Source organism: Sphingobium sp. SCG-1, assembly GCF_002953135.1.
Taxonomy (GTDB): domain Bacteria; phylum Pseudomonadota; class Alphaproteobacteria; order Sphingomonadales; family Sphingomonadaceae; genus Sphingobium.
The window spans coordinates 1-19928 of record NZ_CP026372.1 but is presented as its reverse complement, the minus strand read 5'-3'; the positions used below and the strand labels follow the sequence as shown (position 1 = coordinate 19928).

The following is a 19928-nucleotide window of genomic DNA, read 5'->3' as shown; positions in this document are numbered from 1 at the left end:
TCAATCGCGGAATACCGGCGGGCGTTTCTCCATGCCCGCCGCCACCGCCTCGCGATGATTGGCCGACGCCATCAAAGCATCCTGTTCGCGCGATTCTTCCATCAGGATCGTCACGGCGTCTGCCTCCAGATTGAGTAGTCGCTTGCCCGCCCGAACCGCATCGGGACTGGAGGCCGCAATCGCCCGCGCAATTTCCATCGCCTTCGCAACCGGATCGTCCGCAACATAAGTGACGAGACCCAGAGCGGCGGCCTCGTCGGCCTTGATCCGCCGCCCGGTGAAAGTGATCTCACGCGCCACATCGCTGCGTACGATGTTGCGCAGCAAAGCGATGCCGGCCATGTCCGGCGCGATACCCCAGCGAATCTCCATCATCGCGCATTCCAGATCGGGTGAGGCCACGCGGATATCTGCGCCCAGCATCACCTGAAACCCTGCGCCAAAGGCAAAGCCATGCGCCGCCGCAATCACGGGCATAGGCAGACGATGCAGCCCCCATGCGCAATGTTGAAAAACGTTCGAGGCGCCATAAGTGCGGGGCATCAAGTCCGGAAAACGGTCTGGCCCGTCCAGCGCTTGCAGGTCCAGTCCAACGCTGAACGCACGCCCTTCGCCTGACAATACCAGGCAGCGTATGTCCTTCCGCGTGGCAATCTCGTTGATGTGATCGGCAAGGGCCGTAAACTGCACAATGTCGAACGCGTTCATTTTTTCAGGACGATTGAGCCGCAAATGGCCGATGCCGTCCGCCACATGCAGCACTACACGCGCCGCGTCGGATTGGGGCGGGGTCGGCTCAACACTTGCTTCCATCGTTTATTCCTCAATTAGATCGAGATAGGCGACGACATCGTTGCTCGTTTGCAGGAATAGCCCCGCCTGTATGTCCTCGGGCTGCTCGGCCGCGAGCGTCAGTGCTTCGGCCAGCGTCCCGTACAACAAAGTGGAGGCCGCGCCGCCTTCTCCCTCATCGAGATGATAGAGCCTCACCGCCACATCACTGGAAATCGTTCGCATCCCGGCATAATGCGGATGAATGGACGGGCACGCAAGCGGCTGCTCAAGGGGGATCGGCATGAACGGCACGCTCGACACAATCGTTGCCGATATTGCGCGCGAAATGGCGGAGGCGACCGATCGGGGCAAGGTTGCTGACTATATCGCGCCGCTCGCCGCCGTCTCCGATAAGCGCTTCGGCATTGCGGTTGTAGAGGCGAGTGGCGCCGTCCATGTCGCGGGCGACGCCGACGTGCCGTTTTCGATCCAGAGCGTCTCCAAGGTATTCGGTTTTACGCTCGCGCTCGGCATGGTCGGCGATGCGCTGTGGAAGCGCGTCGGGCGCGAGCCGTCAGGCAGCGCTTTCAACTCGATCGTCCAACTGGAGACCGAACAGGGCATTCCCCGCAATCCCTTCATCAACGCGGGCGCCATCGTCGTCTCGGACATCTTGCTGGGCCGTCATGAACCGCGTGAGGCGATCGGGGAAATCTTGCGCTTCGTGCGCGGCCTCGCTGGCGATGAAAGCATTCTCATCGATGAGAAAGTTGCCCATGCCGAAGAGCAGACCGGCTTCCGCAACATGGCGCTTGCGCAGTATATGCGCGCCTTCGGCAACATCCATCACGCGGTGGAACGGCCGCTGGGCGTCTATTTCCATCAATGCGCGCTGGCGATGAGCTGTCGCCAACTGGCGATGGCGGGGCGCTATCTGATGTGCGGCGGCGTCAATCCGGAAACGGGGCGGACGATCATTTCGAAGCAACGCACGCGGCGCATCAATGCGGTGATGATGACCTGCGGCCATTATGACGGGTCTGGCGAATTCGCCTACCGCGTCGGATTGTCAGGTAAGTCGGGCGTAGGCGGCGGCATTCTCGCTGTAGCGCCGGGCGTCGCTTCGATTGCGGTCTGGTCGCCGGGACTGAATGCGCGCGGCAACTCGCAACTTGGCACGCTGGCGCTGGAACGTCTGGTGCAGCGGACCGGATGGTCGGTGTTCGATCCGGCCTAACGCACGAACGCGGCGGCGGGGGGCGATCCGGGAAGAACACCCGCTGCCATAGCCGCCGCCGGATCGCCGAACGCCAGGATCTGCGTCATTTCCTCTTCTTCGATCGGTTCGTCGAACCGCAAGCCGAAACCTTTGGGGCTAGTGCTCATGATGCGCCCGAACACTTCGAATTCGCCCATGGTGAGGCAGATCGGCACGTCCCGCCGGTCCATCAGATAGGCAAGGCGGGGGCGGAACATCGCGCCGCCGCTGGAAAGATCGATGACCCTGCCTTCAAAGCTTGCCATACGGTCGATCACGATCAGTGTGCTCTCGATCTTGCATGAATAGCGGGCAGCCGAGCGGCTGAAGGTTTGCTTTGGAGCAAAAAGGCGGCGCAGTGAGAGTGCCATGGTGCGTTCTTTCCTGTTCGTATCCGCTGCCGTCAGCCGGCTTTGCTGTCGGGCATACGGGTTTCGGCGACCGGCGTATCCGTCTGCGCCGATACCTGCTCCTGCGTGAGATTCATGCGACGGCGCAGCATGTCCATTTCCTGTCGCGCGCCATGCAGTTCGGCAGTCAGCGCCTGTCCTTCGGTTGCATTCGCGTTGCCTTCAAGCGCGCCCAGCCTGTCGAGCATCGCCGTCAGCCGCGCCTGATTGCGATCGTTCTGCGCGATCATGTCGGCCAGCAGCGCGTGATCGCTCCGGCGGGCCGCTTCGATCTTGCCGATGGAGCGGTCCAGCGCACCTTCCACCGAACGGGCGAACTGGCGCTGGCTGAGCGCCACGTCGCGCACCTCGGCGCGCAGGCGCTTGCGTTCGCGACGGGCAAGTGCGGAAGGAGATGTCGCAAAGAACGAAGGGAGCCAGCCGCGCGGCGCTTCTGCCTCTGTGGGCCGTGCATTCGCAAGTGTAGGGGCGTCGGCACTATATTGCAGAAGTTCGGATTGCAGCGCGACCATCCGATCGATCTGCGCATGAAGCTGCGGACCATCCAGCGCGCCTTGTCGATCAAGCCCCGCGTGCATCCCGTCCAGCATCTGCCGGATCGTCAGCCGGTCGCGCTCAGCCATGTCGAACAAGCCCTGGAACTGTCCGACCATCAGCGTCTGGTTGCGCGCCAGTTCGGCCACGACATCGGCGATCGGTTGCAGCATCGGCGTGGGATCGGCCACGTTCTGCACCGAATGCGACAGGTTCGTCACCGCGTTTGCCATGTGCGCGATCGACTGCTGCGCGTCTGCGTTGATGTTCGCGCCACCAGCCACGGCATCGCGCAGATCGCGCAGTTGCTTGCCGCCGAGTTCCAGCGCCCGCACCACGCCGCTGAAATCGGTGGCGGTGCGTGCCGCGGTTTCGCCGGTCGGGTTCTCAAGCGCCGCCAGGTTCGACAGCCAATGTTCGAATTCGTTGCGCAGCGTCTTCATCGCGCTGGTCATGAAGCGCTCCAGCGCGCCCAGGACCATCGATGTCATCAGGCCGAACAGCGATGATGAGAAGCCGACGGACATGCCGTTCAGCGGCGCCTTCATGCCCTCGATAAGTTTTCCGAAGCTGTCGGAGCCACCCGAACCGGAAACGTCCATACTGCCGATAAGGTCGCCGACCGACTGTACGGTCTTCATCAAACCCATGAATGCACCGAGCAGACCTAGGAAAACCATCAAACCGGAGAAGTAGATCAATGTCGACTTACGGTCGTTAATGCGCTGATCGACGTCATGCAGAAGCGTCTGAACCGTCGCGTTGGAGATTTGCAGCGCGCCCTGCTTGCCAAGTTCTTCGGTAATCAGGCGATATCCCTGACCTAGAAGCTCCGGTTCCTGAAACACAATGGCGGGATGCTTGTACGGGTCGAGCGGCCGCCTCGAGCGATCGCCATAGTCGACCTTCAGTGCTTTGAGCGCCTGCACTTCGTTCTTAAGGTTCAGGACGTGGCGGAAGGCAATGCCCGCAGCAAGTCCGAACACGGCGAAGATGGACAGGTTCAGGGCAACCTTCGCCTTGATGCCCGCGATCACAAATTGATGCGCGTAGATGCCAAGACCCAGCAGCACGAGCATGACCATGGTCATCTTCAGCAGTTCGGATCGGATTTTCTGTTCCATCGCGGATACTTTCGCTGGTGCTGCGGCGTCAGGGTTTCAGAACGACACGGACGTTGTGGCCATCCTTGGCGGCCGCATCCGTTACGCGAATCTGGGTGTAAATGTCGGCAGGCTTGATCCCGGCGCGCACGAGCAGGTTGCGCGTCATCGCGGCGCGATAGAAGGCCAGTCGCTGCGCCTCGGTGATCGAGGATGTCTGCGGTGCGAAGGACCAGATCTCATACTTCATGCCGGGCGATTGCCGCGTGCTGAGGAAGTCCATCACCTGCTTTGACGTGTCATCGTTGTAGCGCACCGCCAGCGGCTCGAACGTGACGCGCAGCAACACATCGGCAGTCTTCACCTCGACCCCCTTGCTCTCGTCGGGCTGTTCCATAGCCTTGACCTGGAGCTTCAGCGTGTCAGCCGTTTCGCGCGTGCGGATCGTCAGCGCCTCGCTGCCGTTGATCGGCTTATCGGTTCGCAGCACCGCGCCAAGCTCTGCATTCGAGCTGCCCGCTTCGGCCGTGACCTGATGGTTGTTGGTCTGGCTGTTCTGATCCTTGGCGCTGGCAGATGTGGCAGCGCTGGGATCGGCAGTCTTATGCTCTTTCGCTTCGAGCTGCGCCTTGACAGTCTGAAGCGTGCGCTGCGAAAGGACCATCACCGCCGCGCTCATGATGACGAGCAGGAAGGTGACGACCATGATGACGGTCGTCAGCACGTCGACGAATGCCGGCCAGTGATTGACTTCGCCTTCTGCTGAAGCACCCGCCACGTAACGTTCCCCAAATTAGCCGCGCGGCTTGCGCGCGATCCCGTTTCATCGTCGTTGGTAGTGAATTAACCTTAACAAACCCTCACCAACAGCGATCATGCCGCGCGGTTGGCGGCCTGCTGGTTGCGCATCATCATCAGGATCTCGGCGCGGGGGCGGTCGGCGAACACCTTGCCTTCCTCCAGCCAGATCACCCGGTCGACCAGATCGAGAAGCGCCATGCGATGCGTCGCAATCACCAGCGTCCGGTCCTTCGCCACATCGCGCAGGCCCTCCATCACCGCCTGCTCGCTATTGATGTCCATTGCGGCAGTAGGTTCGTCCAGCAGCAGGATCGGCGGATCGCGCAGCAGTGCGCGCGCCAGGATAACCGACTGCCGCTGTCCGCCCGACAGCTTGACGCCATTGGGGCCAACATTGCGGCCATAGCCCTCGACACTGCGGCTGACGAAGCGATCAAGGCCCGACGCGGCGATGGCGCGCTCCACGATGTCCGCTTCCGGTTCGGGAAGGCCGAGCAGGATGTTGCCCCAGATCGACGTATTGAACAAAGTCGCGTCCTGCGCCGAATAGGAAATGCTCTGACGCAAGTGACTGACGGCATATTGGTCGATCGCATTGCCATCAACGGTGATCGCGCCGCCCTGTGGCTGACGCAGCCCGGCAAGTAGTTGCAGCAGCGAAGATTTGCCCGACCCCGAACGGCCGATCAGGGCGATTTTCTCGCCCGGCTTGATCGAAAGGGTGATGTCCTTGAGGCTTGGCGTCGCGGCTTCGGAATAAGAGAAGACGACGTTCTGCAGGCGGATGTCACCCTTGATCGCGCGCGTCTTGACGGCTGGATCGGATGTTTCCCGCTCAGGCTCAGCACCAAGGATTTTGGAGAGCGCCGCGAACTGCGACAGGCTCTGATAGCCCTTCGACACGACCGAGATCGCGGCGGACACCGGCACCATCGCACGGCCGGTCAGCATCGTCACGGCGACGAGCGCACCCGTCGTCATGATCCCGGCCTTGATCTGGAACACGCCGATAATGACAACCAGCACCGTCACCATCTGCACCAGCAGCCCCGCCATCGAGGCAGGCAGGTCGCTCCATTTGCGTGCGACCTTGGAACTGATGCCGATGTGATCGGACACGATGTCCCACTGGCGCAGGAAATGTCGCTCCGCTTGGTTGGCCTTGATTGTGGTCAACCCCTCGGTCACGTCGACGACCAGGTTGCTACGGGCGTGCATCAGCTTCGACGAACGGCGGCTGGAGAGTTTCAGGGCGTAAGCAGCGGTGATGCCCACCAGCACCATCGCGCCTGCGCCGACGATCGGTCCTGCAACGGCCCAGCCGCCGATCAGCATGATGAGCGCGACATATCCGAAGAAGAACGGCACATCGATGCAGAATGTCACGACCGCCTGCGGCACGAGCAGGGCCAGCGCCTCGACATCGCGCAGTGCCGTCATTAGTCCGCCGACGCTGCTTTCCGCATGGCCCATCCGCGCGTGCAGATAGGACGCCATCGCCCGGTTCTGGATCGCCTGTCCCACGCGCACGCCCACGGCGTCGATATAGCCGCCACGGACGTGTTTGAAGACAAATTCGAAGACCAGAACGATCATCACGCCGGCCGATAGCGCCCAAAGCGATTCGATCGCCAAATTGGGCACCACCCGGTCGTAAACCGCGCGCATATAGAGGGGGATAGCCAGCGCGCACAGATTGAGGAAGGCCGCCGCCAGCAGCAACTGCCCGAGTCGCTTGCGCTCGCTGAGGAACGTGCCGAGCAGCCAGAGGCGCGGATTACGGCGCACGAAACTGCGCTCATCGTCCAGTTCCAACCCGTTTGCCGGGTCGACATGGCCGCAGACGAGGACGTCCTCGCTCACCAGTTCCTTCAGGATCGGGAGCGGCACCAGCTTCTCGCCAGTTGCGTCGATGATGGTGGCATGGGGATCGTCGCTCAGGCCGACCAGCAATACCGAGCCCCCCTCGCGCAACTGCATGACGATCGGCAGATCCTGCGGCGTCAGGCTGGCGAGTGGCCGCATGTCCCATCGTGCGTCCAGCCCCGCGCGGGCCATCGCGATGGGCGCTAGGCGAGGGTCCATGAAGCCATTGGGCATCGGCAGCGCCGCGATCAGCATGTCGCGCGGCGTCGGCTTGCCGCATAATGCGCTGAGGCGCTCCAGGCATGTCACCAGCGATGCAGGCTCTACCGATCCGCTCCATTGCCGCGCCGCATTGGCCGCGTGGCGCGCGCGCTCGCTGCGTGATTCGGGTGACGGCGCCATGCCAATGGCCGCCGCTATCCGCCCGAAAAGGCTGATCCCCGTCTGCTCGTCTGAAGCCCGCGTCATGGTAGTCCCCATATGTTTGCGGGGATCATTAAACATTCTTAAGGATAATGAGTGGTAAACGCCGCTGAGATTTTCGGGGACCACGACATGAAATTCAGCGCAATCAGAGACCGAATCATCCGGTCGCTCGGCGGGGCCAGCCTGTTCGAAGGCGTGAGCAGCCGTGAACTGGCGGCAGCGTTTGCAGGCGACATCAAGGTCGCCAGCGCCCCGATCGACGGCATTGCGCCATGGAGCGCGCGCATCCGCACCGACCGTCAGGGCCGCGTGCTGAAGGTACTGGCGTTCCTCGTCATCGCGTTCCTCGCCTGGGCCGTGTTCTTTCAAGTCGACAAGGTCACGCGGGGATCAGGCCGTGTCCTGCCTTCGGTACAAAATCAGGTCGTCCAGCATCTCGAAGGCGGCATCGTGCAGGCGCTACTCGTCAGCGAAGGCCAGCGCGTCCGCAAGGGGCAGATCCTGATGCGCATCAACAATCAATTCACGACCGCCGACTTCGAAAACGCCCGTACCGATGTCGTTGCCAAGCGCATTGCTTTGGCGCGGATGGATGCGACCGTCAGCGGCGCGTCCAGCTTCACCGTGCCTGCCGATCTGGCGAAAGCCGCGCCCGACATCGCCGCATCCGAAGAGGCGCTATTCTATTCGAGTCGCAATCAACGGGGTCAGGAAACCGGCATCATCTCGGAACAGTCGCGCCAGCATCGCGCCGAACTCGCCGGTCTGCAATCGCGCCTCAAGAACCTGCGCAGCGAACAGACGCTGATGATGACGCAGCTCGACAAGCTGGAACGCGCCTATGAAGCCGAAGCGATCTCCGAACGCGAAGTGCTCGACAAGCGATCGATGCTATTGGCGCTCCAGACGCGCATCGCCGACGTGGAAAGCCAGATTCCCCAGGTCCGGGCGCAAATGAGCGAAACATCGGCCCGCAGCGGCGAAGTCTGGACCAAGTCGGTGCAGGAAACGAAGGCGGAAGCCGCCAAGCTCCGCATGGAACTCGCCAAGGCCGGCGAGACGCTGGACGCCTATTCCGACAAGGAATCGCGCGAGGAAATCCGCGCGCCGATGGATGGCATCGTCAACAAGCTCTATGTTCAGACAGTCGGCGGCGTGATCCGCGGCGGCGAACCGATCATCGAAATCGTACCCGTCGACAAGGTGGTAATGATCGAAGCGCGGATCATGCCCAAGGATCGCGGTCAGGTCTGGTCGGGCCTTCCGGCAAATATCAAAATTTCCGCCTATGATTCGGCGATCTATGGCGGGCTGGACGGAAAAGTCGTCGATGTGTCGCCGGACGTCATTCAGGATGCCAAGGGCGAAGTCTATTACCGTGTGCGCCTGCGGGCCGAGACGTCAAAATTCGGTGCAGGCAAGCCGGTCATTCCGGGCATGACGGCCGAAGTGAACATCAAGTCCGGCCGTCAGAGCATCATGGACTATATCTTGGGGCCGCTCATCCGCATTCGCGACAGTGCGCTGCGGGAATAATCCGTAAGCCTAGAGGCTCGCGCCGGAGGGAACGTCCGGCAGGCTGCTCTGGTCCGCACCATCGGCAGGCCCGCCGATCAGCACGAAGCGCCGGTCGCAGTAGCCACAATCCACATAGCCCTTCTCGTCGATCTCCAGATAGACGCGCGGATGGCCAAGGGCGGCAGGAATGTCGCCCGACCCGTCGCAGGTCACGCGAGTCTTGGATACACGGAAAAGTTCGGGCGGCTGGATCATGGCATCGCCTGTATCATCGCAGTTGGTGCGCCGCAATATAGCGCTTGCTCGACCTGCCGGTTCCGCCACGCTATGAGACGCGCATGATCGACACGCCGACACCCATACCCGCCATCGCCATCGACAATCTGACCAAGGTCTATAAGGGCGGAAAGCTCGCACTCGACCATGTGTCGTTCGAGGTGCCGCGTGGGCAGATCTTTGGGCTGCTGGGGCCGAATGGCGCGGGGAAATCGACGCTTATCAACATATTGTCCGGTATGGTGAACAAGTCCGGCGGCCATGCGCGCATCTGGGGCTTCGATATCGACGCCAACCCGCGCAATGCAAAGAACTCGATCGGTATCGTGCCGCAGGAAATCGTGTTCGACCCGTTCTTCACGCCGTTCGAGACGCTGGAGAATCAGGCGGGTTTCTATGGCGTGCCCAAGGATGCGCGCAAGACGATGGAGCTGCTGCGCGCGGTGCATCTGGAGGATAAAGCCAACGCCTATGCCCGCACTCTTTCGGGCGGCATGAAGCGGCGGTTGCTGGTGGCAAAGGCCATGGTGCATTCGCCGCCGATTCTGGTGCTGGACGAGCCGACGGCGGGCGTGGACATTCAACTTCGCCAGCAACTTTGGGCCTATGTGAAGCAGTTGAACGATCAGGGCGTGACGATCGTGCTGACGACGCATTATCTTGAGGAAGCGGAACAGCTTTGCGATCGGATCGCGATCATCAACCATGGCCGCGTCATCGCCGACAAGCCGACTCGCGAACTGGTGGGCATGGCACAGGAGAAGGTGGTGCAGGTGACGGTCGATCGCGATCTTACCGATGCGCCATCGCATCTACGTTTCGAGAAAGTGGAACTGCAAGGGGAGCGCGTGCTCAGCATCACCTATTCGAAGGACAAGGCCAATGCTGGCGACGTGCTGAGCGCGGTGCAGGCGATGGGGTTGCAGATCGTGGACGTGGTGACGCGCGACCCGGACCTGGAGGATGTATTCCTCAACCTGACTGCGGCGGCGGCTTAACCAAACTGCCCCCCACCTCCGTTCGGGCTGAGCTTGTCGAAGCCTTCGCCTGAGCGTAGTCGAAGGCAATACCCCCTCACTGCGTTCGGTATGGCCCTTCGACAGGCTCAGGGCGAACGGAATAAAAGACAGCGCCAGGACGACGATGCCCACACACCAATACGACGTCATCATCATCGGCTCCGGTGCGGCGGGGCTGACGGCGGCGATTACGCTGGCGCAGGACAAGAAGGTGCTGGTGCTGGCCAAAGGCGCGCTGGACGGCGGATCGACCAACTGGGCGCAGGGCGGGATCGCCGCAGTGCTGGAGCCGGGCGACAGCTTCGCGCAGCATGTCGAGGACACGATGATCGCGGGGGCGGGCCTCAACAATCGCGAGACCGTGGAATTCGTGGTGGAAAACGCGCCCGCCGCGATCGAGCGCCTCGCGCAACTCGGCGTGCCGTTCAACGCGGGCGACGGCCTTGGCGAACGCTGGCACCTGACGCGCGAGGGCGGGCACAGCCATCGCCGCATCGTGCATGTCGACGATGCGACCGGCGCAGCGGTGCAGGTGGCGCTGGTAAAGGCGGCGCAGGCGAACCCCAACATCACGCTGATGAGCGACATGGTCGCCATCGACCTCATCACCAGCCGCCATGGCGAGCGCTACTCGGGCGACGGGCATGTGTGGGGCGTCTATGCCTTCAATAAGGCCACCAAGCATGTCGACGCGCTGCTGGGTCGTGCGACGATATTGGCGACGGGCGGGGCAGGGCGCACGTACCTGTTCTCGACCGCGCCGCGTGGGGCGACCGGTGACGGGATCGCAATGGCCTGGCGCGCGGGGTGCCGCGTTTCCAACATGGAAATGAACCAGTTCCACCCGACTTGCCTCTACAATCTGGAGGTGAAGAACTTCCTGATTACCGAGGCGATGCGCGGCGAAGGCGGCATGCTGAAGCTGCCCCCCGGCGTGCCCGGCGGCGGCAAGCGCTTCATGGACAAGCATGATCCACGCGGCGAACTGGCGCCGCGTGACGTGGTGGCGCGCGCGATCGATCATGAGATCAAGCGGTTGGGCCTCGATTACGTGCACCTCGATATCAGCCACAAACCGCCCGAATTCATCAAGGAGCATTTCCCGACCATTTACGCGCGGCTGCTGGACATCGACATCGACATCACGAAGGAACCGATTCCTGTGGTGCCGGCCCAGCATTACACCTGCGGCGGCGTGGTGATCGACCTCGACGGGCGCACGGATCTACCGGGCCTCTACGCGGCGGGCGAAGTGACCGAAAGCGGTCTGCACGGCGCAAATCGCCTCGCGTCCAACTCCCTCCTTGAATGCTTCGTGTTCGGGGAGGCGGCGGCGAAGCATATCCTCGCCCACTGGGACGAATTACCCGTGTCGCCCCTGATCCGCGCTTGGGACGAAAGCCGCGTCACCGACTCGGACGAGGAAGTCATCGTCCAGCACAACTGGCGCGAAATCCGCCGCTTCATGTGGGACTATGTGGGCATCGTGCGCACCACCAAGCGGCTGGAACGCGCTAAGCACCGCATCGACCTCCTCGCGCAGGAAGTGGACGACTATTACGGCAACTTCCGTGTGACGCCGGATCTGATCGAACTACGCAACCTGCTGGAAGTCGCGCGGCTGATCGTGCGATCGGCGCTGCATCGCAAGGAGAGCCGCGGGCTGCACTACACGCTGGACTACCCGGAGATGCTATCGGAGGCGGTGGATACGGTGCTGGTGCCGTGATCCCGACGGATCATTGCGCCGCATGTTCGGTTCGCGAGCAAGCGGTATGCGCGGCGTTGTCCGAAGCGGAACGCAGCGAGTTGGCGCGGATCGGCACGCATCGCACGCTGCATCGGGGTGAGGCACTGGTCGATGCAGGGGACGATAATTACGCCTGCGCCACTCTGATCTCTGGCGCGCTCAAAATCGCCGCGATCGATGCGGATGGAACGGAACGGATCGTTGCACTAGTGCACCCGGCGGGCTTCGTCGGCGAATTGTTCGCGCCGCGCGCGCATCATCATGTGACGGCGCTGACGGATAGCCTGCTGTGCCTGTTCCCACGGATGGATTACGAACGGGCCGTGGAACGCTATCCCCGGCTGGCGACGGCCCTGCTGCGCCGCTCGACAGCGGATCTTGCGGAGACGCGCGCGCTGATCGATTTGATCGGGCGCCGCACGTCGTTGGCGCGCGTGGCGGGGCTGATCCTGATCTTCGGGCGAGGGGCTTCCAATACACCCTGCGGCGTCGCGGCGCGCTTCGACTTGCCTCTGACGCGGGGCGAGATGGCAGCGTTGCTCGGCCTAACCATAGAAACGGTCAGCCGCCAGATCGGCATTTTGGAGCGGCGCGGCATCATCAAAAGAACGGGCACGCGAGGCATGGAAGTCCTCGACGTGCCCAGTTTGGAGGAGATGGTCGACTAGACGCGATCAGCGCACGGCTGCGGCGATGATCGCGATGCACACGCCCCAGAGCAGGATCAGGCCAGGAAGGATCAGCACCTGCGCGGTCGCTGCGCCGCCAGTCACATGGCCGGTCGCACATTCGAAGCCGTTCGCCATGAACTGACCCCAGCTCTGCTTGCGGCCAGCGGGAGTCGGCGCAGTGCCGGCCCAGAGTGCAGGAACGCCGAAACCCGCCGCGAAGCTGATGACACAGATCACCATCGGGATGGCGATCTGCGGATCGCGGAACGCCACTGCCATCACCGCGAGATAGGTCATATAAGCGCCGACGGTCAGCCAGAAGAGGGCCGGCGGCAGATCGAACACCCGACCATATTGACCGCGGGCGGGCGCTGCCGGTGCGGGCACGATGCGTGCGTTCGTAAATGTCTCTGCGGGAAATTGTGCGGTCATGGCGAGGCTCCTTTCGGGTTCTGGAGCCTGTGTAGTGTGGGACCGGGTGGATAACTTTGACGGTTGTCAAACTTCGGATCAGCCCGTCAAAAAATTCCGCAGCGCCGCCGCAAACTTCGCGGGCTGATCGCTCATGACCATGTGGCCGCTGGGGCTGATCGGCACCAGCTTCATCGCCTTCGCGGCGGCATAAGCTGTGCGGTAACGCTGTACTTGCGCCCGTTGCGTCGCCGCGTCCCCGCCCAGCGCGTATACCACTTCCATCGGCGCGCGGATCAGCGGCAGCTTCGGACCAAGGTCGGTATGCGCCAGTTCGCGAAGCGCGCTTGCGATGACATCAGGATCGCTGCCTTTTGCGCCGGGTTGCTGCGCGATCATCTGCATGAACAGCTGCCGCCCTGCCTTTGTGGAGGTGAAGTAGCTGCTCAGTTGATCGGCAAGGTAGCCCATTCCGCTGGCCGTGCCGCCCACCATGCTCGCGCCGTCGGGGAGCATATCGACGACCATGACTTTGCGAATCGCGGGCGCGGGACGCATCGCCAGCAACATCGCCAGCGTACCGCCCATAGAATGCCCGACGACCGCTGGACGAGCGATCTTTGCTTGCGTGATATAGGCCGCGATCTCCCCCACGAGCGGCTCCAGCAACGGACCGCTCCTATTGAGGTCGGGCGCAAGGCCTGCGAAGCCGCGCACCTGAACCAGATGATAGCGATAGCCCGGCACGGCGGCGACTGTACCGTTCCAGATGCCGGGACCGCTCGCAAGTCCGGGTATCAGCAGCACATCCGGCCCGTTGCCGCGCACCGTTACGCTGATCCGGCGCGATGCAAAAGGCGCGGCCATGGCGGGCATTCCACTCAGCGTGAGCGCCGTCAGGCCCGCTGCCAGACAGGCACGTCGATCGAAAAAAGGAGTCTCTGTCATTCCCGCGCCTTTTAAGCAGCCGCCCTGAACGCACAATGACGCGTTCCGTTGCCCCGTTCAGCTTCCTTACATCGCATGTGGGGAATCATTCGCCGCATCGACCTTGCTTTTTGGCAGGGTCCGCCTCGACACTCAGAGAATTGAAAATGCGGGGAAAAGAGCAAAACGTGCACATGAAGATCAAGCGCCGCGCTCCCATGGACCGGAGGGAGCGCGTGCGACGGCGGCTTGGCCTTACTCTCGTGCTGGCGGCGCTGGGTGCGTGCGTAGGCAGCGGCGAACCCCGGCCGATGAGAGTCGCCGCAGCGGTCCCGCGCCATACGGGACCCGTCACGACGCCGCAAAAGCCGCGCGAGCCGATCAAGCCCGTCGCCAATCCGCCGATAGCCATACCCGATTACAACCCGCGCAGCGTGCCCTCACCTGCGCTGGTTAGCATCATCCGGTCGCTGGGGCAGAATTTCAATGGGAAGGTCGGTATCGCGGTCCGCCGTGTCGATGCCGACTGGACGGTCGCGTGGAACGGCACCGATCTGTTCCCGCAGCAGAGCGTGTCGAAGCTGTGGGTAACGATGGCGATGCTGGACGCAGTGGATCGCGGCAAGCTGCGCCTGTCCGACTCCGTGACGATCCGGCGCGAGGATCTGACGCTGTTCAATCAGCCGCTGGCGGCGATGGTGGATAGCGATGGCTTCACAACCACGATCGAAGACCTGATGACCCGCGCGATGGCGCAGAGCGACAATACCGCGAACGACATGCTGCTCCGCAAGGTTGGCGGGCCGGAGGCGGTGCGCAGTTTCCTGGCGCGGCGCTTCGTCAGCAACATCCGCTTTGGTCCCGGCGAGCGCATTCTGCAAAGCACGACGGCAGGGCTTAGCTGGAACCCGAGCTACGCACAGGGGCGCAATTTCTACACTGCGCGCGCGGCACTACCGATGGGAGTGCGGCAAAGGGCGCTAGACGCCTATCTTGCGAACCCACCGGACGGTGCCGCGCCTAGTTCCGTGGTGATGGCGCTCGCCAAGCTGAAGCGTGGCGAAATGCTGTCGCCATCGTCGACGAGCCTGCTGCTCGACGTGATGCATCGTGCGAAAACCGGCCCACAGCGCATCAAGGGCGGCGTGCCACCCGGCTGGAGCTATCTGCACAAGACGGGCACGGGGCAGGAGCTTGGCCCCCGCGCCACTGGCTTCAACGACATCGGCATCATGACCGCGCCGGATGGGACGAGCTATGCGGTCGCCGTGTTCATCGGCAGCACGACGGTTTCGATCCCCGAGCGATGGCAATTGATGCAGTCGGTCGCGCGGGCCATCGCCGCGAACCACGACAAGCGATAATCCTGCTTGTTTAACGGCCTTGTCCCCTAGGGGCACGGATATCGTCGCCGGAAAATCTCGCTGGTTCGACAGAATGAACTGACTGGCGCGGTGGAAATGACTTTCGCCGCGCGTTGGTCAGTCGAAGACTGGAACCACTTGCCTGGGATCGCTACGCGGGCGGCTAGGCTCCAAGACGTTTCCACCACCAGATACGACTTTCCAGAGTCAGAAGGCGGCGATTGCTTTTACCCGTTCCCAGCCGCTAACCCTTTGGCACCCCAAGCAAGCGCTCGCCCTGCGCCGCGTCCTGCGCCTTGGCCCGTTCTTCCAGATATACCTTAATCATCGCGACGATCGGGTCGGCCAGCGCCAGCCCTAATATTCCGAACAGCGCGCCGAACAGGATCTGCGCGCCCAGCACCAGCGCCGGAGCCAGATCGACGGCCCGCTTCGCCACCATCGGCACGATCAGATAGCCGTCGATCATCTGCACCGCCAGATACACGCCCACGGCGTACAGCCCCGAATCGACGCCGCCCGAAAAGCCCACAAGGATGATGAGTGCGCCCGATATGATCGCGCCGATGTTCGGCAGGAACGCCAATATCCCCGTCAATACGCCCAGCAGCGCGGCCATCGGCACCCCGCCGACCGCCAGCAGCACCCAGGTGCCGATGCCTTCGACCAGCATCCCGATAAGACGCCCGGCCATCAGCCGCCGCAAAGTCCAGCCCATCTTGTCGGCGATCCGGTAGAAATTCTGCCGCTTGTTGATCGGCAGCATCCACGCGACGCCGCGCTCATAGAGCTTGGGTTCGATTGCAATGAAGATCGCCAGCACCAGCATCATGACCAGGCTGGTGACGACACCCACGGTCGTCATCAGCGCCGCCGTGACGCGGCCGAGCGAACTCATCACCTGATTGCCGAGCGATTTGAGATCGGCCGGGGTTGCGGTGATGCCGAGCTGCGATGCCCAGTCGCCAATGCGGTTGATCTGTGTTTCGACAATGGTGCGCATTGCCACGGCCTGCCCCGCCATCTGCGATCCGGTCAGGTAGACCGTCCATGCCAGAAAACCGAACACGCCGAAGATGATGATCGCCAGCCGCCAGCCGCGGCCGCCCGAAAACACGCGCCCCAGCAGCCGTGCGCCGCCATCCATCATCGTCGCCAGCACCAGCGCTGCAAGGATGAGGAGGATCGGCTGCGCCAGCAACCACGCCAATGCGATTGCGACCACCAGGCCGATCCACACACCTGCGCGCTGCATTTCACTGCGTACCAGCGCACTTTGATGCTCCGCCGGACCCGGCTGTTCGATATGTCGCTCGCCGTCGCTCATTGGCCGCTCTCCGTCGCAGGGCGCAGGCTGCTTCCCGCCCGGCCGCTGCGCAGCGCTCCGAACCAGCTAAAGGGATTGATGCTGGCGGTGCCATCCAGCGAGAAGGTGATGAACTCCGCGCGTCCGCCGATCGCTTCCCACGGCACCGGCCCGCCGAGGCCGCGATCGGCCAGCGTCGCGCGACTGTCCGCGCTGTTGTCGCGATTGTCGCCCATCAGGAACACGTGGTGATCGGGGATGCGCACCGGCCCGTACCAGTCGAGCGTCCGCGCGCCGACATCGATGATCTTGTAGGTCTTGCCATTGGGCAGCGTCTCCTGCTTCACCGGCAATTCGCACCAGCGCTTGCCGCTGCGATCCTCGACCAGCGCGCCGGGGAACTGGTCGGGCGGGCAGGGGGCGTTGGCGTCTACCGGGATGCGCAGCGGCGGTATCCACTTCTGCGGCACGGGAATGCCGTTCAGGATGACGATGCCGTCGCGCACTTCCAGGATGTCGCCGGGCAGGCCGATCACCCGCTTGATATAATCCTCGTTCCGCGCCTGCGGCGTCACGATCACGATGTCGCCCCGCTCCGGCAGCCGTCCGAAGATCCGCCCCTTGATGAACGGCAGCGGATGAAAGCTAGGCGAGACGAACGACCAGCCATAGGGATATTTGCTCACCACCAGCCGGTCGCCGGTCAGCAGCACCGGCATCATCGATTCCGATGGGATGTAGAACGGCTTGGCAACGAAGCTGTGGAAGAACAGCACGGCCAGCACCAGCACGACGATGCTCTTGATCTCCTGCCACCAATCGACGCCGTGCCGCGACGGCGCGCCGCCCTCCGGCCCCGTCTCGTGGCCGCTATGATCGGCGGTGGAATCGAAGTCCAGCCGGACGCTAGTATCCTGTCCTGCATCTATCGGAGTAGCCGTCATCTGCGTCCTTGGAGTCTTAATGCCTGCAGGTCGCCCCGCCCGTTCTTATTGCGGCAAGGCTTCGATAATTACAAATGCCTGTGCCCATGGATGATCGTCCGTGAGCGTCAGGTGAATGACGGGCCGATGGCCGGCAGGAATGAGCGAGAGCAACCGCGCCTCCGCTCCTCCTGTCAGATGCAAGGTCGGCGCGCCGGAGGGTGCATTGACGACGCCGATGTCCTTCATGAACACGCCAGCTTTGAAGCCGGTTCCGACTGCCTTGGAAAACGCCTCCTTGGCGGCGAAGCGCTTCGCCAGCGCGCCCGCCTTGGTGAGGGGCCGCCGCGCCGCCTTGGCCTGCTCGACTTGCGTGAACACTCGCTGCTCGAACCGCGACCCGAACCGATCGAGCGAGTTCTGGATGCGCTCTATGTTGCACAGGTCGGAGCCGAGCCCGATTATCATCCAACTGATCCTGAGCCTGTCGAAGGACGCGATGCATCCATCAACGCACGCATTCGCTGCACGACCGGACCAAGCCCATCAAAAATCGCCTCGGCAATCAGGAAGTGGCCGATATTGAGTTCCGCGATCTGCGGGATCGCGGCAATCGGTGCGACATTGTCGAACGTCAGCCCATGCCCCGCATGCGCCTCTATCCCGTTCTTCGCCGCCAGCGCCGCTGCATCGGCAATCCGGCGCAGTTCCACCGCCCGATCCTCGCCCTCGCTATGCGCATTTTGCCAGTGTGCAGCTCGACCACAGGCGCGCCTAGCGACAGCGCCGCCTCGATCTGCCGCGATCGGGTTCGATGAACAGGCTGACGCGTATACCGACATCCTTCAATCGCGTGATGAGCGGCTTCAGGTTGTTATGCAGCCCTGCCGCATTCAGCCCGCCCTCGGTCGTCACTTCCTCGCGCCGCTCTGGCACGATGCACGCCGCATGCGGGCGATGCCGCAGCGCGATCTCCACCATCTCCTCGGTCGCGGCCATTTCCATGTTGAGCGGCAATGAGATCGCGCCGATCAAATGGCCTATATCTTCGTCGATGATGTGCCTGCGGTCCTCGCGCAGATGTGCGGTGATGCCGTCCGCGCCCGCTTCCTGTGCGACCAGCGCCGCCCGGATCGGATCGGGATACCCCGCCGCGCGCGTTGCGGATCGTCGCCACATGATCGATGTTGACGCCCAGCCTCAGATGTCCGCTCATATCTTCTCCCTCAGATCCGGGCTGCGCGGCGTCCGCGATGGGGCGCGAGGCCGCTATTTCCGGCTTCCCGGCTTGGTGGTCGGCACCGCTGCCAGTTCAGGCGGCAGATTATCGGCATCATAGACCGGAAAATTGATGCTCACGAGCGGATAGAAGGGTACGCCCAAATCCGCCTCGCCTGCGGAGCGGTCCACCAGCGCCGCTTCGGCAATGACGATGCCGCCTTCCGCCGCGACGGCCTCCATCGCCTGCCCGACGACAGGCCGGTCGTCACCACGTCCTCCACCATCAGCACCTTCTGCCCCGGTTTCAACGCAAAGCCGCGCCGGAACTCGAACGTGCCGGTGGGCCGCTCCAGGAACAGCGCGTCGACATTCAGCGCGCGGCCGACTTCGTGCCCGATGATAACGCCCCCCATCGCAGGCGACACCACCACTTCGATTTCATTGCGTATCTCGCGCGGCAGCGTGCACCAGCGCCCGCGCCAGCGTCCCCGCGCGCTCCGCATTCATCAGAACGCGCGCGCATTGCAGGTAATTAGCGCTGTGCCGCCCCGAAGACAGCACGAAATGCCCCTCCAGCAGCGCACCTGCCGCCCTGAATTCCGCCAGCACTTCTTCGTCAGTCATTTCCAGCCCGTTCCCCTTGTCGCGGCAGATGCGCAACGGCCCGCAAGCCCGGCATCCGATCCTCGCACAGCCGCCCGCAGATAGGCGGCGGGACCGCCCGTTGCAACAGCGAAGAAAATCAGTTTATAGGTGCTTGAGGCGCGGCATAACCGTGCCTATAAGCCGCCCCAAGTCAGACGCTGCCGGACCCGTTTCCGTGACGTTCGTCGGCTGTTCGGGGATACAAGGTGTCGAGACGCTTATGAAGATGGTGAAATCGGTCGTACTTGCAGGATTGCTGGCGTTTGCGCCGGTGCTGGGGCAGGGGGCCCTGGCGCAGGACAACGCAGCTGCGGCTGCTCCTGCTGCCGCCGCTGCTGATTCGGCCGCAGCTGCCGCGAATGCAGCGGCTCCGGCGGCGACTGCCGCTGCGCCGGACGCTGCCAAAGTCGCTGCGCCGCCTCGCATGAAGCCGACTGAAGGCATCGGAATGCCGATGCCCGGCGAATATACGCTGCAAAAACAGTTCACGCCGCTTGGCCGTCAGGCCCGCTGGCTGCACGACGTGATGCTGCTGCCGATCATCACCGTGATCTCGATCTTCGTGCTGATCCTGATGCTCTGGGTGATGTTCCGCTATCGCCGCTCGGCCAATCCGGTGCCCTCGAAGACGTCGCACAATACCACGATCGAAGTGCTCTGGACAGTGCTGCCTGTGGTGATCCTGCTGGCGATCGCGGTGCCCTCGATTGGCTTGCTGGCCGATC

19 protein-coding genes and 2 pseudogenes are annotated in these 19928 nt (G+C 63.0%); 7 read left to right on the top strand and 14 right to left on the bottom strand.

What is annotated here, in order from left to right:
- Both C1T17_RS00105 and C1T17_RS00100 read right to left on the bottom strand, forming a co-directional pair.
- Window positions 1–813: a crotonase/enoyl-CoA hydratase family protein gene (locus C1T17_RS00105; protein ID WP_104951660.1), complete on the bottom strand. Its 813-nt coding sequence runs from the start codon at window positions 811–813 to the stop codon at window positions 1–3.
- 3 nt (window positions 814–816) lie between these two features.
- Window positions 817–1017: a hypothetical protein gene (locus C1T17_RS00100; RefSeq protein ID WP_104954889.1), complete on the bottom strand. Its 201-nt coding sequence runs from the start codon at window positions 1015–1017 to the stop codon at window positions 817–819.
- Window positions 1018–1075: 58 nt separating this feature from the next.
- On the opposite strand from C1T17_RS00100, the gene C1T17_RS00095 reads away from it, so the two are divergent.
- Window positions 1076–2011: a glutaminase gene (locus tag C1T17_RS00095; protein ID WP_104951659.1), complete on the top strand. Its 936-nt coding sequence runs from the start codon at window positions 1076–1078 to the stop codon at window positions 2009–2011.
- Here the strand turns inward: C1T17_RS00095 and C1T17_RS00090 are convergent.
- From C1T17_RS00090 to C1T17_RS00075, 4 genes are all read right to left on the bottom strand, one after another.
- Window positions 2008–2403, bottom strand: a complete 396-nt coding sequence (locus tag C1T17_RS00090; protein WP_104951658.1) for a PilZ domain-containing protein — start codon at window positions 2401–2403, stop codon at window positions 2008–2010. The genes C1T17_RS00095 and C1T17_RS00090 overlap by 4 nt on opposite strands.
- 32 nt (window positions 2404–2435) lie before the next feature.
- Entirely contained in the window at window positions 2436–4100 is a 1665-nt protein-coding gene (locus tag C1T17_RS00085) for a hypothetical protein (RefSeq protein WP_104951657.1), read from the bottom strand.
- Between the two features lie 28 nt (window positions 4101–4128).
- Window positions 4129–4857: a hypothetical protein gene (locus C1T17_RS00080; RefSeq protein ID WP_104951656.1), complete on the bottom strand. Its 729-nt coding sequence runs from the start codon at window positions 4855–4857 to the stop codon at window positions 4129–4131.
- A 95-nt stretch (window positions 4858–4952) separates the two neighbouring features.
- A complete protein-coding gene (locus C1T17_RS00075; protein ID WP_189338438.1) occupies window positions 4953–7214 on the bottom strand; it encodes an ATP-binding cassette domain-containing protein in 2262 nt (753 codons plus the stop codon).
- Between the two features lie 87 nt (window positions 7215–7301).
- Here C1T17_RS00075 and C1T17_RS00070 point away from each other — a divergent pair, with 87 nt between their 5' ends.
- The gene (locus tag C1T17_RS00070; RefSeq protein ID WP_104951654.1) at window positions 7302–8708 is read left to right on the top strand and encodes an HlyD family type I secretion periplasmic adaptor subunit; all 1407 of its coding nucleotides are present in this window, start codon (window positions 7302–7304) and stop codon (window positions 8706–8708) included.
- Between the two features lie 9 nt (window positions 8709–8717).
- Here the strand turns inward: C1T17_RS00070 and C1T17_RS00065 are convergent, their stop codons facing one another.
- On the bottom strand, window positions 8718–8945 hold the full coding sequence (locus C1T17_RS00065) for a zinc-finger domain-containing protein (protein ID WP_104951653.1): 228 nt from the start codon (window positions 8943–8945) through the stop codon (window positions 8718–8720).
- Between the two features lie 83 nt (window positions 8946–9028).
- Between C1T17_RS00065 and C1T17_RS00060 the strand changes: the two genes are divergently transcribed.
- From C1T17_RS00060 to C1T17_RS00050, 3 genes are all read left to right on the top strand, one after another.
- Window positions 9029–9964 (top strand): ABC transporter ATP-binding protein, encoded by a 936-nt coding sequence (locus C1T17_RS00060; protein ID WP_104954888.1) that lies wholly within the window; start codon window positions 9029–9031, stop codon window positions 9962–9964.
- Between the two features lie 145 nt (window positions 9965–10109).
- Window positions 10110–11714: an L-aspartate oxidase gene (nadB, locus tag C1T17_RS00055; protein ID WP_104951652.1), complete on the top strand. Its 1605-nt coding sequence runs from the start codon at window positions 10110–10112 to the stop codon at window positions 11712–11714.
- Window positions 11711–12403: a Crp/Fnr family transcriptional regulator gene (locus tag C1T17_RS00050; protein ID WP_223262717.1), complete on the top strand. Its 693-nt coding sequence runs from the start codon at window positions 11711–11713 to the stop codon at window positions 12401–12403. Before nadB ends, C1T17_RS00050 begins: the two co-directional genes overlap by 4 nt.
- 6 nt (window positions 12404–12409) lie before the next feature.
- Here the strand turns inward: C1T17_RS00050 and C1T17_RS00045 are convergent, their stop codons facing one another.
- Window positions 12410–12838: a hypothetical protein gene (locus C1T17_RS00045; protein ID WP_104951651.1), complete on the bottom strand. Its 429-nt coding sequence runs from the start codon at window positions 12836–12838 to the stop codon at window positions 12410–12412.
- A 78-nt stretch (window positions 12839–12916) separates the two neighbouring features.
- The gene (locus tag C1T17_RS00040; RefSeq protein WP_104951650.1) at window positions 12917–13765 is read right to left on the bottom strand and encodes an alpha/beta fold hydrolase; all 849 of its coding nucleotides are present in this window, start codon (window positions 13763–13765) and stop codon (window positions 12917–12919) included.
- Window positions 13766–13938: 173 nt separating this feature from the next.
- Between C1T17_RS00040 and C1T17_RS00035 the strand changes: the two genes are divergently transcribed.
- Complete coding sequence (locus tag C1T17_RS00035; RefSeq protein ID WP_223262716.1) at window positions 13939–15108, top strand: serine hydrolase; 1170 nt, start codon at window positions 13939–13941, stop codon at window positions 15106–15108.
- 244 nt (window positions 15109–15352) lie between these two features.
- Here the strand turns inward: C1T17_RS00035 and C1T17_RS00030 are convergent, their stop codons facing one another.
- From C1T17_RS00030 to pyrE, 5 genes and pseudogenes are all read right to left on the bottom strand, one after another.
- Window positions 15353–16435 carry an AI-2E family transporter gene (locus C1T17_RS00030; protein WP_104951649.1) on the bottom strand — a complete coding sequence of 361 codons (1083 nt, stop codon included), beginning with the start codon at window positions 16433–16435 and terminating at the stop codon, window positions 15353–15355.
- Window positions 16432–17358, bottom strand: coding sequence for a signal peptidase I (gene lepB / locus C1T17_RS00025; protein WP_104951648.1), 927 nt, complete (start codon window positions 17356–17358; stop codon window positions 16432–16434). The genes C1T17_RS00030 and lepB overlap by 4 nt, the downstream gene beginning before the upstream one ends.
- Window positions 17359–17403: 45 nt before the next feature.
- On the bottom strand, window positions 17404–17805 hold the full coding sequence (acpS, locus tag C1T17_RS00020) for a holo-ACP synthase (protein ID WP_104951647.1): 402 nt from the start codon (window positions 17803–17805) through the stop codon (window positions 17404–17406).
- A pseudogene (locus C1T17_RS00015) lies at window positions 17802–18553 on the bottom strand (pyridoxine 5'-phosphate synthase). Before C1T17_RS00015 ends, acpS begins: the two are co-directional and overlap by 4 nt.
- A 53-nt stretch (window positions 18554–18606) precedes the next feature.
- Window positions 18607–19182 (bottom strand): annotated as a pseudogene (gene pyrE / locus C1T17_RS00010) (orotate phosphoribosyltransferase).
- Between the two features lie 241 nt (window positions 19183–19423).
- Between pyrE and C1T17_RS00005 the strand changes: the two are divergent.
- Window positions 19424–19928: cytochrome c oxidase subunit II transmembrane domain-containing protein (locus tag C1T17_RS00005; protein WP_317617073.1), on the top strand; the 505-nt coding region annotated here is incomplete at its 3' end.